Genomic DNA, 15,709 nt, shown 5'->3' with positions numbered 1-15,709 from the left:
TTCCGCGTATGATAAGAATTGGCGCGCGTAGTTGGTTTACGCGTTGCCCATGATTGGCTGGGTATATTGAAGAAGGAACGGGATTTAGACGTTAACGGTTTTCCAAGCCACCACTCACGGCTTTGACTGCGGGGCACCGCGGGATTTTTCCGCGCATGCAGCAGTTCGCAAAGGCAATTGAAAGCCTGACTTCTATCTTTCGGATGGGGCCCGATTTCAACCCGCGGCGGTTATGTATCCGGCGTGACGATTTGCCAGCGCCCGGATTTCAGGCGGATGGCGCATGATTTCTCGGAAACCGGCGGCAGCACCTGCGTGGCGCGCAGCGTCGTGGCCTCTGTGGTGGCTGCATCGCAGCGTTTGATCTTGGTGCGGACATACCCCTTGTCGGCCATGCATTGCTCGGTCACGCGGGCGCGCAACGGCAGGTTGGCATCGTAACTTTCGTGGCGCCCGGGCGAAATCAGGCGCCGGTGCCAACTGCAATATCCCGTCCCGTGACAGACCTTGTAGTGCTGATATTGTGGCGGGATGTAGCGTGTGCGGATATCTGTCGGCACCTGCCGCAAGGCGGTCACTTCGCATCGGGTCTCGTCGCGATCCATCCGTGCCACGGTTTCACCCTCTTTGTAATAGAGCTGCAACGGCGCACAGGCAACGGTGAACAGGCAGGCGGCAATGGCTGTTTTTGTGCTGTATTTCATGAATTTACTTGTCCTTGATACATGGCGGGCGCGGGGCGCGGCGGGACAAAGCAATTGACCGCGCATTTGCCTTCTGTCATGCAACACGTTCAGAGAGGATGAGGCAAGACGTATGAAGGTCATCATCTGCGGTGCCGGCCAGGTGGGCTGGCAGATCGCCCGCCATCTGTCCGGCGAGAACAACGATGTCACGGTGGTGGACAATAACCCCGATCTGGTGCGCCGGGCAACGGATACGCTGGATGTGCAGGGGATCACCGGTTTTGCATCCTATCCCGATATCCTGGACCGTGCCGGCGCGCGCGACGCCGACATGGTGATCGCCGCGACCTATTCCGACGAGGTCAACATGGTGATCTGCCAGGTGGCGCATTCGGTCTTTGCCGTCTCGCGCAAGGTCGCGCGGCTGCGCGCACAATCCTATCTGGACGCGATCTATTCCGATCTCTACCGCCGTGATCACATGCCCATCGACGTGGTGATCAGCCCCGAACGCGAGGTCGCGCAGGCGGCGTTGCAGCGGCTGGCGGCCCCGGCGGCCTTCGACACCGAGATGTTCCTTGGCGGCAAGGCGCAGCTGATGGGGCTGCGGCTGGACGAGGACTGCCCGGTGGTCAACACGCCGCTGAGGCAGCTGAGCGATCTGTTCTCGACCCTGCGCGTGGTCGTGCTGGCCGTGCGCCGCGAGGGGCGGCTGTTTGCCCCCGAGGCGGGCGACCAGCTGTTTGTGGGCGACGAATGTTATGTCTTTGCCCCGGTCGAGGACATTCCGCGCACGCTGGAAGTGTTCGGCAAATCCGAGTTCACGCAGGAACGCATCGTCATTGTCGGCGGGGGAAATATCGGCCTTGCCGTGGCGCGCGCCCTCGAAGAACGTGGCGGGCGGGTGCGGGTCAAGGTGATCGAACGCAGCCGCAAATGCGCCGAACTGGCCGCCGATGCGCTGGAACGGACCATCGTTCTGAATGGCGACGGGCTGGATTCGGCGCTGTTGGCCGAGGCCGGGATCTCGCGTGCGGACGCGGTTCTGGCGGTGACCGATGACGACAAGGTCAACATGCTGTCCGCCGTGCGGGCCAAGGCCGAAGGCTGCCCGTTTGCCATATCGCTGATCAACGATCCCACGCTGGTGCCGCTGATGGGCCCGCTGGGCATTGACGCGCATATCAACCCGCGGGCCACCACGGTCAGCTCGATCCTGCGCCACATACGCCACGGCAAGGTGCGCGGCGTCTACTCGATTGGCGATGCCGAGGCCGAGGTGATTGAGGCCGAGGTGATGTCGACCTCGAACATCGCCGGGTCGCCCATCCGCGAGATCGACTTTCCCGAAGGCGTTCTGGTGGGCGGGGTGATGAAGGATGGCGAGATAGTCAAGCCGACCGGCGGGCTGAGGATAGAGGCCGGGGACGTGATCGTGCTGTTCGCACTGGCATCGGATGTGCCGAAGGTCGAGCAGCTGCTCCAGGTCTCGATCGATTTCTTCTGATCCGATGATCACCCGCTTCCTGACACTCCCACTGATCCTGGTACTGACGGGCCTGTCGGCGGTGGCGATGCTGATCCCCGCGCTTCATGCGCTGGTCAACGAGGATCACAGCGTTTCGCGCAGTTTCGCCTATTCCGGCATTCTGGGCATGGCGCTTGTGATGATCGTGGGCCTGGCGATGTCGGGCCGGGAACGCAGCGGGCAAAGCGACCTTCAGAACCTGCTGTCCCTCTTCCTGGCGTTTTCGCTGCTGCCGATCTTTCTGGCCGTCCCGTTCTACGAAGGGCTCGAGACCACCACCTTTCTCAATGCCTATACCGAGATGGTGTCGTGCATCACCACGACCGGCGCGACACTGTTCGAGAACCCCGCGCGCCTGGGGGACACGCTGCATCTGTGGCGCGGCATGGTGGGATGGGCCGGGGGGCTGCTGATCTGGGTCAGCGCCTCGGCGGTTCTGGCGCCGCTGCACCTGGGGGGATTCGAGGTGACCGCCACCGCAGAGCCGGGGCAGGGCGAGGCGTATTCCGGCAGGTTCCAGCGCGCCACGTCCGACCGTCGCATCCGGCAGATCACCCTGCAGCTCGGGCCGATCTATGTCGGGCTGACCTGTGCGCTTTGGCTGTTGCTGCTGATCGGGGGCGATCAGCCGATGGTTGCGCTGATCCACGCCATGTCGACGCTGGCCACCAGCGGAATATCGCCCATCGGCGGGGTGCAGAATGCCGGGTCGGACATCACCGGGGAAATGGTGATTTTCCTGTTTCTGTTATTCGCCCTCTCTCGGCTGACATTTTCATCCGACACGATCACCTCGGTGCGGCCCGGCCTGCAGAACGACCCCGAGTTCCGCATCGGCGTGCTGCTGGTCATCGCGGTGCCCTTGCTGCTGTTCAGCCGGCACTGGCTGGCGACCTTCGAGATCGAAGAGGCCGTCACATTGGAAACCGCGCTCAGGGCGCTGTGGGGCGGGCTGTTCACCGTGTTGTCATTCCTGTCCACGACCGGTTTCGAAAGCGCCGACTGGGGGGTCGCGCGGGACTGGTCCGGGCTGGGTACGCCGGGCCTTATTCTGTTGGGCCTGTCGCTGGTGGGTGGCGGCGTGGCGACCACCGCGGGCGGGGTGAAACTCCTCCGGGTCTATGCGCTCTACCTGAATGGCCGGCGCGAGATGGAGCGCCTCGTGCATCCGTCCTCGGTCGGGCGCGCCAGCGCCGGCGGTCGCCGGATCCGCCGGCAGGGGGCGTTCATTGCCTGGATCTTCTTCATGCTCTTCGCCTTGTCGCTGGCCTTTGTCACCGTCGTTCTGGCGTTTCTGGGAATGGAGTTCCAGGAGGCGACCGTGCTGGCGATCGCGATGATTTCAACCACCGGCCCGCTGGCGCAGGTGGCCGCCGAAACCCCGATCAACCTGCTGGAACTTGGTGTGGCGTCCAAGCTGGTGCTGTCGGCGGCGATGATCCTGGGCCGGCTTGAAACGCTGGGGATCATCGCGCTCTTTAATCCCGGATTGTGGCGCGATTGATACGGTTGGGCTGGCATCGCAGATGCGAACTTGCATTTTGGGGTGGAAACCTCGCCCGTAGCACTTCATACTCGCGCGGCGTGACAGTTTCGGTGCCGATCCGCGGCACGTGCAAGAACAAAGGTTTTGAGGACAGATGGCTGCTGACAGACAAAATTTGCAAGACGCATTTCTGAATCAGGTTCGAAAGACCAAGATCCCGGTCACGGTATTCCTGATCAACGGGGTCAAGCTGCAGGGCGTGATCACCTGGTTTGACAATTTCTGCATCCTGCTGCGCCGGGATGGTCAATCGCAGCTTGTCTACAAGCACGCTGTCTCGACCATCATGCCGTCGCAGCCGGTGAACCTCTACGATGGTGAAGACGCCTCTTGACCGAGACCGCGCGGGAGGCGACCCGGGCCTGGGTTCTGCATCCTGACATCAAGACATCCCCGTCAAACCGTGATCCCCAGCTGGCGCTGGCGGAAGCGGTGTCACTTGCCCATGCGCTGCCTGAACTGGAGGTGGCCGGCGACGGGGTCGTACGCCTGCCCAAGGCACATCCCGGGATGCTGTTCGGCAAGGGCAAGATCGACGAGCTGAAGGCGGTATTCGAGGCCGAAGAGATCGCGCTGGTGCTGATCGACGGGCCGGTGACGCCGGTGCAGCAGCGCAACCTGGAAAAGGCCTGGGGGCTCAAGCTCTTGGACCGCACCGGGCTGATCCTGGAAATCTTCAGCGATCGCGCGGCCACCCGCGAGGGCGTGCTGCAGGTCGAGATGGCGGCGCTGAGCTATCAACGCACGCGGCTGGTCCGTGCCTGGACCCACCTGGAGCGGCAGCGCGGCGGGCTGGGTTTTGTCGGCGGTCCCGGCGAGACCCAGATCGAGGCCGACAGGCGGGCGATCGACGAACAGCTGACCCGCCTGCGCCGGCAGCTTGAAAAAGTGGTCAAGACCCGCACGCTGCACCGCGCGTCACGCGCCAAGGTGCCGTTTCCCATCGTCGCGCTGGTGGGCTATACCAACGCCGGAAAATCCACGCTGTTCAACCGGATGACCGGGGCGGAAGTGATGGCCAAGGACATGCTCTTTGCCACGCTGGACCCGACCATGCGGCGGATCGAACTGCCGGGGCAGGGCCCCGAGATCATCCTGTCCGACACGGTGGGGTTCATCAGCGACCTGCCGACAGAGCTGGTCGCCGCCTTCCGCGCCACGCTCGAGGAAGTGCTGGCCGCCGATCTGATCATTCATGTGCGCGACATCTCGCACCCCGAAACCGAAGCGCAGGCCGAAGATGTGCACGCGATCATGGAAAGCCTCGGCGTGTCCGGGGAAACCCCGCAGATCGAGGTCTGGAACAAGATCGACCGGCTGGATGGCGATGCCCGCGCGACGGTGCTGACGCAGGCCGGGCGCCGGGACGACGTTCTGGCGCTGTCGGCCATCTCGGGCGAAGGGATGGATGCGCTTGTGTCGGGCATCACGGACGCGCTGGCCGGCGGCATGGTGGAAACCACCCTGACGCTGGGTTTCAACGAAGGCCGCAAACGCGCCTGGCTGTTCGAACGCGGACTGGTCGAGCGGGAAACACAGGCCGAGAACGGTTTCGCCCTGAAAGTACGCTGGAACCCGCGGCAAGAGGCCCAGTTTCGGCAGCTGTAGCGGTCACGCCGCGGACCCGGCCATTGGCCGCTTTGCCGGACACAGCCGCCATTCGGTTGCGTTCCCTCCGCGCGGAACCAGGGCCGCAGACCGCCGCGCGATCGCCAGACCGCCCCCGGGCTGGCGACAGGCCGACAGAAACGCATCCCTCAGAGGTTATCCGGACTTGGCAGCCAAAAAGTGCCTCGACCTCCGGTGCGCCGCCATCCCGCGGTCTGGCCATCGCACGGCTTCGGCTGGATTACCGCTTTGGGTTCGAACCGGCAGTTTGGTGTTCATGCAGAGCCCTGGCATTCCGCCTTGGCGTGACTTGTCAGCCGGTGACTTTGATCTTGCCGGTAATCTTCACGCCGCTTTCGGCTGACATTGTCTTGGCGTGAACGGTGGCATGGACCTGTGACGCCGTTCCCAGCTTGAGGTCATCGCATTGAAGAATGCCCTCGTGTTCGCCCTCTATGGTGATCTGCTTGGCCGACAGTTTGCCATTTGTCGACCCGCCCGCCTGGACCAGCACGGCATCGGCGGTAATGTCACCGGTCACCTTTCCCTTGACCTCGATTTGCCCTTCGGCGGACCTGACATTGCCGTCAATGACCAGGTCTTCTGCGATGATCGTGTTTGCCATTTCTCAGCCACCCCCGGGGCCCCTCGGAAACCAGCCGTCAGTTTGTACCTGGACGGGGTCCAAGGCAAGAGCGAGGGTACGCACGCGCAAGAATCCGCGGAAGCCTGAACAACGGTTTTTCGTACGGATCCCGCGCTGCGACCGGATCAGATCTGTACGCCTGTGCCCTGCAACACGCCATGGGCCATCGCGTAGCGGGTCAGCCCGGCGGTCGAGCTGATGCCAAGCTTGCGCTTGATGTTCTTGCGGTGTGTCTCGACCGTGCGGACCGAGATGTCGAGGTCGATCGCGACCTCCTTGTTGGATTTGCCCTGCGCCAGCTGCAGTAGGATTGTCTGTTCCCGGTTGGTCAGCTGCTCGCGGTCGGTGTCGTCGAACGGCGCCAGCGAGCCCTGCGCGCCAGTGCAGAGGTAGCGCTGACCCTGCATCACCACGTCGATCGCCTGCTTGATCTCGTCCGTCGGCACATCCTTGAGCACATAGCCCGCCGCGCCGTGATTGAGCGCCGAGGAAATGTATTCCGGGCTGTCATGCATGCTGAGGATCAGGATGCGGGTTTCTGGCCGCCGCTCCAGGATGATCTCGGTTGCGGTCAAACCGCCGATGCCCGGCATGTTCAGATCCAGCAGTATCACGTCCGGTTTCAGCGCCTCGACCTGGTCGATCACCTCTCGGCCATCGCTAAGCGTAGCGATGACGGCCACGTCGTCATAACTTTCAAGGATCGATTGAATGCCCTCGGCGACCATCGGGTGGTCGTCGACGATGACGATGCGGGTCGGGCGAGGGGGGCGGGCGGGTTTGGTCATGCTCTGGCCTTCTTGTCGGGGTCGGTCATGGAGTCGGATGATTTCTCGGGCGGGAGCAGGTGGCTGAGCGGTACCGTGGCCTCGATCACCGTGCCGGTCCTGCTGGACAAGATGCGCAGGTTGCCGTCGAGCTGTTCGATGCGTTCCTGCATATTGCGCAGCCCCAGCCCGGACGAGGGCTTGCTGGTCGCCCGCGACTGATCCAGGCCGTGGCCGTTATCAGAGATGTGCAGGGTGGCGCCGCGCGCGTGGCCGCGCAGGTCCACGGCCAGTTTGGTGGCTCCTGAATGACGCTCGACATTGGTCAGCGCCTCTTGGGCCACGCGGTAGAGCGCGATCTTGGCATCATCGTCCAGCCGGTTGCGGAAGACCACCGTGTCGAAACTGGTCTTGATCCCGGTGCGCTTGCCGAAATCCTCGGTCAGGGATTTGAGCGCGGGACCGAGGCCCAGATCATCCAGCACCCCGGGGCGCAGATCGCGGCTGATGCGGCGGACCTCCTGGATGGCGCCCGAAAGGTATTCCAGACCGCTGTCCAGCGTTTCCGCCGCGCGCCCGTCGCCCGAGGACAGGCGCCGCCGCGTGATATCCAGCGCATAGCGGACGCCGACAAGGATCTGGCTGATCCCGTCATGCAGCTCGCGCGCGACGCGGCCGCGCTCTTCCTCCTGCGCGTCGAACACACGCTGGGTCAGTTTCTTCAGCTTGGCATCGGCCAGGCGGCGTTCGCGGATGGTGATGAACAGCCCCGAGCCGAAGACCAGCAGCAAGGTCGCCAGCGTGATCGCCCCGATATAGAGAAAGGTGCGGCGGATGCGGTTTTCGACCTGCGCACGCGAGGCGGCAACCGTGGCCTTGACATCATCGATGAAGACCCCGGTGCCGACGGCCCATCGCCAATCCTGCAGGCCGATCACATAGGCCACCATGCGGGCGGTCTCGCCGGTGCTGGGTTTGACGGAATCGTATTCATGATAGCCGCCGCCCGAACGGGCCAGTTTGATCAGCTCGTCGGTGATCGCGGTCCCGCTTGGGTCGGTCCGCCCGGTCCAGTTCTTGCCGATCAGATTGGTCTGGCGCGGGCTGACAAGGTTGTTGCCGTCGTAATCATAGACAAAGAAATAGCCGTCCCGGCCGTACAGCATGGCCGACAGGATCTGGGTGATGGTCAGCTTGGCAGCTTCGTCGTCAGGGGCAGCGCGGCCGTATATGTTGAAGAACGCGTTGCGGGCGATCGACAGGTAATTCTTCAGCTCGGCCCGTTTGGCGGCAATCAGCTGTTGTTCGAGGTTGTGGATCTCGCGCTGCGCCAGCTGCCGCGCCTCGAGCGTCACCAATACCGAGATCACCACCGCCGCAAGCACAAGCGGAAGGGTCGCGGTCAGAAAGAGTTTCTGACCGTAATTCTGCCAAAACCTGTCACGCAGTCGACGCATGGCGAATCGATACGTCGATTCAGCGGCGATTCCCATAGATTGACGTCGAAATGCCCGGAAACCCGGTCATATTGGTAAAGCCGTCTGACCAAATTCACCGTTTCTACGCAGTACTCGGTATTTCCAACCGTTCGGGCCCGCGCTAGGGTACCCTCACTTGCAACGATCCGCGTGCTGTCCCCGTCAGGGTACGGCGCGCTTTCAATTACTCGGGAGGTACTACTATATGGATCGTCGTTCTTTTCTGAAAAATTCCGCTCTGGGCGGGTCGGCCGCAGCAGCAACGGCACTGGCGGCGCCGGCCTATGCGCAGGGCAACCGGACGCTGACCATGGTGACATCCTGGCCGCGCGGTTTCGCCGGTCTGGCGGATGCGGCTGACAAGACGGCCGAGAACATAAACGCCATTTCGGACGGCAAGCTGACCGTCGACGTGAAGCACGCGGGCGAACTGGTGGGCGCGTTCGAAAGCTTCGACGCGGTAACCGCCGGACAGGCCGACATGTATCACGCGGCAGACTATTATTTCGTCAACCAGCACCCGGCCTTCGCCTTTTTCACCGGCGTGCCCTTCGGCATGACCGCGACGGAACAGAATAACTGGTACTATCATGGCGGCGGCATGGAGCGTCACCATGAGCTGGGCGAGATCTTCGGCCTGAAATCCTTCCTCGCCGGGAACACCGGGGCGCAGGCGGGCGGCTGGTTCAACAAGGAAATCAACAGCCCCGCGGACCTGCAGGGCCTGAAGTTCCGGATGCCCGGACTGGGCGGCAAAGCGCTTGGCCATCTGGGCGTTTCGGTTCAGAACCTTCCGGGCGGCGAGATCTACCAGGCGCTGGCCTCGGGCGCGATCGACGGCACCGAGTGGGTTGGCCCGTGGTCGGACGAGAAGGTCGGTTTCCAGGAAATCGCCAAGTTCTACTACACCGCCGGCTTCCACGAACCGTCGGCCGGCCTGTCGGTTGCGGTGAACCTGGACGTGTTCAACGATCTGACCCCGGCCCAGCAATCCGCGATCGAGGTATCTGCCGGTCACGCCAATGTCTGGAACCTCAGCCAGTACCTGATGAACAACGCCGACGCGCTGGCGCGCCTGGCAAGCGGCGGCATCAAGGTTCTGGAATTCCCCGATAGCGTCTGGGACGCGTTCGGCGGCGCCAGCCAGAAGGTCTATGACGAATTCATGGGCGATGATCTGTTCAAGTCGATCTATGACGACTACGTCGCGTCGATGCGGTCGTCCTCGGGCTGGATTTCGAAATCCTCCGAGGCCTATCGCGCACAGCGCGACCGGGTCATGGGCGGCTGACTTACCCTTCGGAATGTGACATACTCGGGCGGGCTCTGGAAAGGGCCCGTCTGACATAACTATGCCGGGCAGAAAATGCCCGCTCTCAAGGGATTAGGGGTGCCATGCTGGATGCAATTCTCTGGTTTTTCCAGAACATCGGCCTTGCCTTCTACAATTTCGGCTACGCGATCACCCAGCCACAGCTTTGGCTGAACTGGTCCGACAAGGAAGCGCTGATGCGCTTTGTCTATTACGGCGGGTCGGTCGAGTTTTTCTACGTGGTGTTCACGGCCTTCCTGGTGCTCACGGCCTTCGGCGTGTGGAAGAACCGGTTCATGTGGGGCTGCGTCTGGGCGCTGGAAGGGTTCGCCAACACGGTCGGCCGTTTCTTTGCCTGGGCCGGGCTGCTGATGGTGATCCAGCAGATCGTCATCGTCTTCATTCAGCGTATCTTTGCCCGGCCGGACATCGTGCTGGGCTTCGGGATTCCGCTGGAGCTTGATATCAGCTGGTGGAGCGAAGAGCTGAAATTCTACAACGCTCTGGTCGTTGCGCTGTGCTGTACCTACACCTTCGTTCAGGGCGGGCATGTGCGTGTCGACCTGATCTATTCGGCGATCAGTTTCCGCGCCAAGCGGGTGGTCGACATGATCGGCTGCCTGCTGTTCATGATGCCGATGGCGGTGCTGACGTGGATGTATGGTTGGTATTTCCTGTGGCGGCACCTGATCGTGCCCAAGCCATCGGCCAGCGATGCGCTGGACCGGCTGTTGCTCAAGGCCCGTGCCGTGCGCTGGAACGTGGAAACCATCGGCTTCAGCCCCAACGGGTTCAACGGCTATTTCCTGTTCAAGATCCTGCTGGTCGCCTTTGCCGCGATGGTCTTCATCCATGCAATCGCGTTTTTCTACCGGTCCTACCTGGAATGGAAGGAAGGGCCTGAAAGCGAAAACAAATACCTCGACAAGGACAGCCTTGGCGAAGGTGAAGAAGCCTATGAAGGCACGCATTGAAGGGACTCTGAGACATGCTATTCGGACTTGATGGCGTCGAAATCGGCCTGATCATCGTCTTTCTCTGCCTTTTTGGCGGTATTCTGTCGGGGTTTCCCGTGGCCTTCGCGATTGCCGGGGCCGGGATGCTGTCCTTTGGCATCATCGCCGCGCTCGACGATGCCGGGTTGCTGGTGCACCAGGCGATTGATACCGGCAGCCAGGCGTATAACGCGCTGATCGCTTCGGGGGTGAAATCCGAAACGGTGTCGGTGTTCCGATATCCCGATCTGCCCAGGATCGCGCAGCCGGTCTTCGTACAGGGCTGGGAGGTCGCGCTGGACCGCAATATCAGCTTCATCGTCAACCGGATGAACGAACGCGTACTGGCCGGCCAGTCGATCGAGACACTGCTGGCGGTGCTGATGTTCGTGATGATGGGCATCACGCTGGAACGCTCGAGGATTGCCAATGACCTGCTGACCACGATGGCGCGCGTGTTTGGCCCGCTGCCCGGCGGTCTGGCCGTTTCGGTGGTGGTCGTGGGGGCGTTCCTGGCCGCCTCGACAGGTATCGTCGGCGCGACGGTGGTCACGATGGGCCTGCTGAGCCTGCCCACCATGCTGCGCAACCATTACAGCCCGGAAATCGCGACCGGGGTCATCGCCGCCAGCGGCACGTTGGGGCAGATCATTCCGCCCTCGATCGTGATCGTTCTTCTGGGGACGCTGGCCGGGGATCTCTATTCCGCCGCGCAGGAGACGCGCGCCGTCGAAGCTGGCTGTACCGACGCGCTGACCTATCTGGGTACCCCGGCGGTCGTTTCTGTCGGCACGCTGTTCCAGGCGGCGCTTCTGCCGGGCATCCTGCTGGCGCTGCTCTATGCGGGCTATGCGTTCTGTTACGCGCTGCTGAACCCGTCCAAGGCGCCGTCGGTGCAGATGTCGGAGAGCCTGTCCGAGCCGGTGACCCGTGGCGAGGCATTCACCTGGTTTGCCGGCGTCCCGGTTCTGCTTATCGGTGGGATGCTGCTGCTGAATTCGGTCAATATCATCGGCTCGCAAAGCTTGATCGTGGACAGTTTCACCGATGCGGGCCAGACCGCCTCGCTGCGCACCAATGTCGGGGCGGAGTGCAAGCAATCGATGATCGAGCTGCACGGCCAGGAGGCCTGGGACGAGGCAATCGCCGAGAATGAGGCAATCAAGGAGGCCGGCGGCGTCGCGGAAAGCGTGAAACTGTCGCCAGAAGAGATTGCCGAGTTGGTCGCCCAGAAAGAGGCCGCGGCAGCGCCCATCGGTACCGGTGTGGCGATCATCTTCCTGCTGCTGGGGCTGATCCTGGCGGTTGCGCGCGGCGTCAAGCCATCGGCCACGCCCGCGCCGCTGCTGATCGGGGCGCTTGGTATCGTGCTGGGGCTCTTGGTGGATATCCTGCTGATCGCCCCGTCAACCAGTTCCGGCCTGAGCCTGATCATGCTGGCGATCCCGCTGGCGATGGCGCTCTATGGCTGCAGCCACGCCGCCGGTCGGCTGGCCGAGAACGAACTGATCCGCGTGGTGTTTCCGCCGCTGGTGCTGATCATCGCGGTTCTGGGGTCGATCCTGGGCGGTATCACCAACCCGACACCGGCCGCGGCGCTTGGGGCGGGCGGGGCGATCATGCTGGCGGCCTATCGCAAGCTGCGCGACGAAGAACGGTCGGGCAAGGTGATCATCTATGCCACCTTCGCGATCATCATCACGATCCTGATGGGGATCAATTTCGACCTGCGGATCAATATCGAAGGGGTCGGCCTTGAGACCTGGATTGCGTTCTTTGTGGCCAAGGCGGCCTATCTGTTCGCGCTCTTCGGGCTGCTGTTCTCGTGCTGGGTGCTTTACGCGGGCGGCGTCCTGTCGCCCGTCGTGCGCGAGACCGCCAAGGTCACGTCGATGGTGTTCACCATCCTGATCGGGTCGCAGTTGCTGAACCTCGTGGTGATCAGCTTCGGCGGCGAGCATTACATCCAGCAGTTCCTGAAAAGCTTCGACAGCGAATTCAAAGTCTTCCTGATCGTCATGATCGTGCTTTTCGTGCTGGGCTTCGTGCTCGATTTCCTCGAGATCATCTATATCGTGATCCCGATCGTGGGCCCGGTGATCTATGGCGGCACCTTCGATCCGAAATGGGTGACGATCATGATCGCGGTGAACCTGCAGACCTCGTTCCTGACACCGCCCTTCGGATTCGCGCTGTTCTACCTGAGGGGGGTCGCGCCAAAAGAGGTGACGACCGGCCATATCTATCGCGGGGTGTTTCCCTTCGTGCTGATCCAGGTGCTGGGGCTGGCGATCCTGTGGTTCTTCCCGGCCATCGTGACCATCGTACCGTCGCTGATCCCGAACTGACCGCGAAGGCGCAGGGCGGTCGCTCTGCTGTTCGCTCGACAAGAGCCCGGAGGCGTTCATAGCGCCTCCGGGGTTTTCTTACGGGTAAACGTTGGTCACAAGGTCCACATCCTCGAATACGCAGCCTTCGGTGGTACCGACCGTATCGAATTCCTCACCATTCGCGCTGAACCCCGCCCAGGGTGAGTTTGTGGTGCTTTCGTCCGTTGTGATCAAAACATCACAGAAGGCGTTTGATATGATGTTTCCCAAATCTGTCGTCTGGTTGAACCCAATCATCCAATTGCCGGTGGTCAATGCAACGTTGCGGCCAAGAAAGCAGCCCGGTGGAACGACCTGAACCGGACCCGCGGCTGTACCAGGGTCGTCATCGCTAAAAATCGGATCGAACGGTATGTTGTTGGTCGGCGTGCCTGCGTTGTGCGCGGCCTCGTTATCCGGACCAGGCTCGGCGATCAGAATAAAGTTCGCGGCAACGGCGTTGCACGTAGTGATTGAAGGCGTCGATTCGTGCAGCGGCGCGTAAACCCGTACTGACATTCTCAGGATGCGGAAGGGATCTGCCTGTTCCAACTGCGCGCAATAGCTTAGAAGCACAAGAGAGACCGGCAACAGAACGAGTGTAATCAGTCTATTCATGGCAATAACCTTTCGAAAATGAGAGCAGTGTACCACATCCTTGACCCGGCTCTGAAACCAGTGGGCGCACAGGACCCTAAGTCCGGGCGCGGAGCGACGGGGCCATCATGCTGCTGAGGCGATACGGCGATACGGATTTCATCACCGGGCTCAGGGCGATTGCCGCGCTCATGGTGGTGGCGGTGCATACCCGCGCCTTCGACGGGCTGGGCCCGATCGGCGAGATCGCCAGCGACAACGGCAAATACGGCGTGCAGATATTCTTTGTGATCTCGGGCTATACCATCGCCGCGACCTATCTGAAGGCCGGGGCCTTCGCGCCCTATTTCATCCGCCGTCTGCTGCGGATCGCGCCGCTTTATTACATCGCCGTGCTGGTGTTTTTTGTGCTGATCGCCAGCGGGGCCATGGTTGCCCCTTACTTCATGCAGCTCTACGGCAGCCGGGCGGACGCCTATAACCTGCTGGCGCATCTGAGTTTTCTCAGCGCGTTTGACGCCCGTGTCGCCAATTCCCTGATCGGCGTGGAATGGACGATCCCGATCGAGATCTTCTGGTACGCGGTGCTGCCGTTTCTGCTGGCCTGGCGATTGTCGCCGCGCAGCTTTGCCGGGATGTTCCTTGCGCTGCTGGTCCTGTCGGGGCTGACGCGGCTTGTGGGCGAGCTGTGGTTGCCGAAACACGCGGCGCATTTCCTGCCGATGACCTACGGCGCCTATTTCTTCCTGGGCGCGTGGTGTCATCACCAGCGCGCAAAGCTCAGGGATGACATGGGGTTTAACCGGGGCAGGTGGCAGATGGCGGGCTACGCGCTGTTTGCGCTGGCATTGCTGACCAAGACCGGCATGTCCGCCGCGCTGATGGCGCTGGCTACGGCGATCATCATCGTCAGCTACCGCGTGCGCGAAGGCCGTATGCAATGGCTGCGGTCGCGGGGATTTGTGCTGGTGGGATCGGTGAGCTATTCAATTTACCTGTGGCACCTTCTGGTCATTTACCTGCTGATCGGCGGGCTGGGCGAGCGTTACGTGGCCATGCCCGGGCTGATGAAATTCGCCGTCGTTTCCGTGTTGACGATCCTGCTGTCGATCCTGTCCTATCTGGTGATCGAGCGGCCCACCAACGCGGCGGGGCATCGCCTGTCAAAACGCTACGAAGAGGCCCGGAGCCCGGCCTAGCGCGGTGCTTCAGGTGCACGCCGACGCGTCGGCGTGATGATACCTGTGTGGCGCCGGCCTTGGGCCTTCTGGCCACAGCATTTCAGACGGAATCGGGGGCCGCTTTACCGGCTGGGGCGCAGCGGGCGGCCATCGGGCAACGAGATGTCGGCCACCTGTTCGGCAATCGGGTCGTTGCTCAGCGGGTGGCGGCGCGAATCGTAATCCGACGGGTCGCGCATCTTCTCCCAGTCGCCGTTCACATAGACCTCGAGCCCGGAAAACCCGGCCTTGTAGCCCATCTTGGCGCTGCCCGGCACCCAGTAGCCCAGATAGACATGCGGCAGGCCGGCCTCGCGCGCGATGCGAATGTGATCGAGGATGATATAGGTGCCGATGCTGTCCTTGCCGCGGTCCGGGGTGAAAAAGGAATAGACCATGCTGACACCGTCATCCAGAACGTCCGTCAGGCAGACCGCGACCAGCTCGCCAGTGTCGCGATCGGTATATTCGACCACGCGCGTGCGAATGGGCGTTTCCTCGACCATGGCGGCGAATTCGAACGCATCCATGTCGGCCATGCCGCCGCTGGCGTGGCGGCTTTCAAGATAGGTTCGGAACAGCTCGTATTGTTCGTCCGTGGCCCAGGGCGAGGTCGCCCGCCGTTCAAGCGCCTGATTGCGTTTCAGGGCGCGTTTCTGGCTGCGCGACATGGTGAAATCTTCGACCGCGATACGCGCCGACAGGCAGGCCGCGCAATCCGCGCAGGAGGGGCGGTAAAGCACGTTCTGGGACCGCCTGAACCCCTGTTTCGACAGGCCGTCATTCAGCCGCTGCGCGCCTTCGCCCTGCAGCGCGGTGAACAATTTCCGCTCCATCCGGTCCTCGAGATAAGGACAGGGTTGCGGGGCCGTCACATAGAACTGGGGCGCGATGGGCAGCGTATGGCGCATGGTACCTGTTTCTTTGGCGTAGCGGCACGATAACAACAACCCGGTA

Annotated in this window: 14 protein-coding genes; 8 read left to right on the top strand and 6 right to left on the bottom strand. The window is 62.3% G+C overall.

Translation table 11 applies throughout. The features are described from left to right. Positions 1–230: 230 nt before the first annotated feature. Entirely contained in the window at positions 231–704 is a 474-nt protein-coding gene (locus AAFO92_RS22035) for a hypothetical protein (RefSeq protein ID WP_347539016.1), read from the bottom strand. A gap of 112 nt (positions 705–816) precedes the next feature. Between AAFO92_RS22035 and trkA the strand changes: the two genes are divergently transcribed. From trkA to hflX, 4 genes are all read left to right on the top strand, one after another. Further along, entirely contained in the window at positions 817–2,193 is a 1,377-nt protein-coding gene (trkA, locus tag AAFO92_RS22030; RefSeq protein ID WP_347539014.1) for a Trk system potassium transporter TrkA, read from the top strand. A 4-nt stretch (positions 2,194–2,197) separates the two neighbouring features. After that, positions 2,198–3,718, top strand: coding sequence for a potassium transporter TrkG (locus AAFO92_RS22025; protein WP_347539012.1), 1,521 nt, complete (start codon positions 2,198–2,200; stop codon positions 3,716–3,718). Positions 3,719–3,854: 136 nt separating this feature from the next. After that, complete coding sequence (gene hfq / locus AAFO92_RS22020; RefSeq protein WP_085800088.1) at positions 3,855–4,094, top strand: RNA chaperone Hfq; 240 nt, start codon at positions 3,855–3,857, stop codon at positions 4,092–4,094. Beyond that, entirely contained in the window at positions 4,091–5,368 is a 1,278-nt protein-coding gene (gene hflX, locus AAFO92_RS22015) for a GTPase HflX (RefSeq protein ID WP_347539009.1), read from the top strand. The genes hfq and hflX overlap by 4 nt, the downstream gene beginning before the upstream one ends. A 313-nt stretch (positions 5,369–5,681) precedes the next feature. Here the strand turns inward: hflX and AAFO92_RS22010 are convergent, their stop codons facing one another. The 3 genes from AAFO92_RS22010 to AAFO92_RS22000 form a co-directional block, all read right to left on the bottom strand. After that, positions 5,682–5,993: a polymer-forming cytoskeletal protein gene (locus AAFO92_RS22010; RefSeq protein ID WP_347539007.1), complete on the bottom strand. Its 312-nt coding sequence runs from the start codon at positions 5,991–5,993 to the stop codon at positions 5,682–5,684. A 146-nt stretch (positions 5,994–6,139) separates the two neighbouring features. Then, a complete protein-coding gene (locus AAFO92_RS22005) occupies positions 6,140–6,802 on the bottom strand; it encodes a response regulator transcription factor (protein ID WP_347539005.1) in 663 nt (220 codons plus the stop codon). Continuing rightward, positions 6,799–8,238 (bottom strand): cache domain-containing protein, encoded by a 1,440-nt coding sequence (locus AAFO92_RS22000; RefSeq protein ID WP_347539003.1) that lies wholly within the window; start codon positions 8,236–8,238, stop codon positions 6,799–6,801. Before AAFO92_RS22000 ends, AAFO92_RS22005 begins: the two co-directional genes overlap by 4 nt. 226 nt (positions 8,239–8,464) lie before the next feature. Between AAFO92_RS22000 and dctP the strand changes: the two genes are divergently transcribed. The 3 genes from dctP (at position 8,465) to AAFO92_RS21985 (ending at position 12,914) form a co-directional block, all read left to right on the top strand. Continuing rightward, a complete protein-coding gene (gene dctP, locus AAFO92_RS21995; RefSeq protein WP_347539001.1) occupies positions 8,465–9,550 on the top strand; it encodes a TRAP transporter substrate-binding protein DctP in 1,086 nt (361 codons plus the stop codon). Between the two features lie 104 nt (positions 9,551–9,654). After that, positions 9,655–10,545 (top strand): TRAP transporter small permease subunit, encoded by an 891-nt coding sequence (locus AAFO92_RS21990; RefSeq protein WP_347538999.1) that lies wholly within the window; start codon positions 9,655–9,657, stop codon positions 10,543–10,545. Positions 10,546–10,559: 14 nt separating this feature from the next. Next, entirely contained in the window at positions 10,560–12,914 is a 2,355-nt protein-coding gene (locus tag AAFO92_RS21985) for a TRAP transporter large permease subunit (RefSeq protein ID WP_347538997.1), read from the top strand. Between the two features lie 78 nt (positions 12,915–12,992). On the opposite strand, the gene AAFO92_RS21980 is transcribed toward AAFO92_RS21985, so the two are convergent. Next, positions 12,993–13,553, bottom strand: a complete 561-nt coding sequence (locus AAFO92_RS21980) for a hypothetical protein (RefSeq protein ID WP_347538995.1) — start codon at positions 13,551–13,553, stop codon at positions 12,993–12,995. 107 nt (positions 13,554–13,660) lie between these two features. On the opposite strand from AAFO92_RS21980, the gene AAFO92_RS21975 reads away from it, so the two are divergent. Then, the gene (locus AAFO92_RS21975; protein WP_347538993.1) at positions 13,661–14,731 is read left to right on the top strand and encodes an acyltransferase; all 1,071 of its coding nucleotides are present in this window, start codon (positions 13,661–13,663) and stop codon (positions 14,729–14,731) included. A gap of 104 nt (positions 14,732–14,835) precedes the next feature. Here the strand turns inward: AAFO92_RS21975 and AAFO92_RS21970 are convergent, their stop codons facing one another. Next, complete coding sequence (locus AAFO92_RS21970; RefSeq protein WP_347538991.1) at positions 14,836–15,663, bottom strand: arginyltransferase; 828 nt, start codon at positions 15,661–15,663, stop codon at positions 14,836–14,838. Between the last annotated feature and the right edge of the window lie 46 nt (positions 15,664–15,709).

It is taken from the genome of Roseovarius sp. CAU 1744, from assembly GCF_039839345.1.
Taxonomy (GTDB): domain Bacteria; phylum Pseudomonadota; class Alphaproteobacteria; order Rhodobacterales; family Rhodobacteraceae; genus Roseovarius.
Note: the sequence above shows the minus strand (reverse complement) of the source record. Positions and strands in the feature narration are given on the sequence as shown.

Coding starts and splice junctions, on each gene's coding strand:
- AAFO92_RS22035 (WP_347539016.1), bottom strand. CDS start 704: ATGAAATACAGCACAAAAACAGCCATTGCCGCCTGCCTGTTCACCGTT.
- trkA (WP_347539014.1), top strand. CDS start 817: ATGAAGGTCATCATCTGCGGTGCCGGCCAGGTGGGCTGGCAGATCGCC.
- AAFO92_RS22025 (WP_347539012.1), top strand. CDS start 2,198: ATGATCACCCGCTTCCTGACACTCCCACTGATCCTGGTACTGACGGGC.
- hfq (WP_085800088.1), top strand. CDS start 3,855: ATGGCTGCTGACAGACAAAATTTGCAAGACGCATTTCTGAATCAGGTT.
- AAFO92_RS22010 (WP_347539007.1), bottom strand. CDS start 5,993: ATGGCAAACACGATCATCGCAGAAGACCTGGTCATTGACGGCAATGTC.
- AAFO92_RS22005 (WP_347539005.1), bottom strand. CDS start 6,802: ATGACCAAACCCGCCCGCCCCCCTCGCCCGACCCGCATCGTCATCGTC.
- AAFO92_RS22000 (WP_347539003.1), bottom strand. CDS start 8,238: ATGCGTCGACTGCGTGACAGGTTTTGGCAGAATTACGGTCAGAAACTC.
- dctP (WP_347539001.1), top strand. CDS start 8,465: ATGGATCGTCGTTCTTTTCTGAAAAATTCCGCTCTGGGCGGGTCGGCC.
- AAFO92_RS21990 (WP_347538999.1), top strand. CDS start 9,655: ATGCTGGATGCAATTCTCTGGTTTTTCCAGAACATCGGCCTTGCCTTC.
- AAFO92_RS21985 (WP_347538997.1), top strand. CDS start 10,560: ATGCTATTCGGACTTGATGGCGTCGAAATCGGCCTGATCATCGTCTTT.
- AAFO92_RS21980 (WP_347538995.1), bottom strand. CDS start 13,553: ATGAATAGACTGATTACACTCGTTCTGTTGCCGGTCTCTCTTGTGCTT.
- AAFO92_RS21975 (WP_347538993.1), top strand. CDS start 13,661: ATGCTGCTGAGGCGATACGGCGATACGGATTTCATCACCGGGCTCAGG.
- AAFO92_RS21970 (WP_347538991.1), bottom strand. CDS start 15,663: ATGCGCCATACGCTGCCCATCGCGCCCCAGTTCTATGTGACGGCCCCG.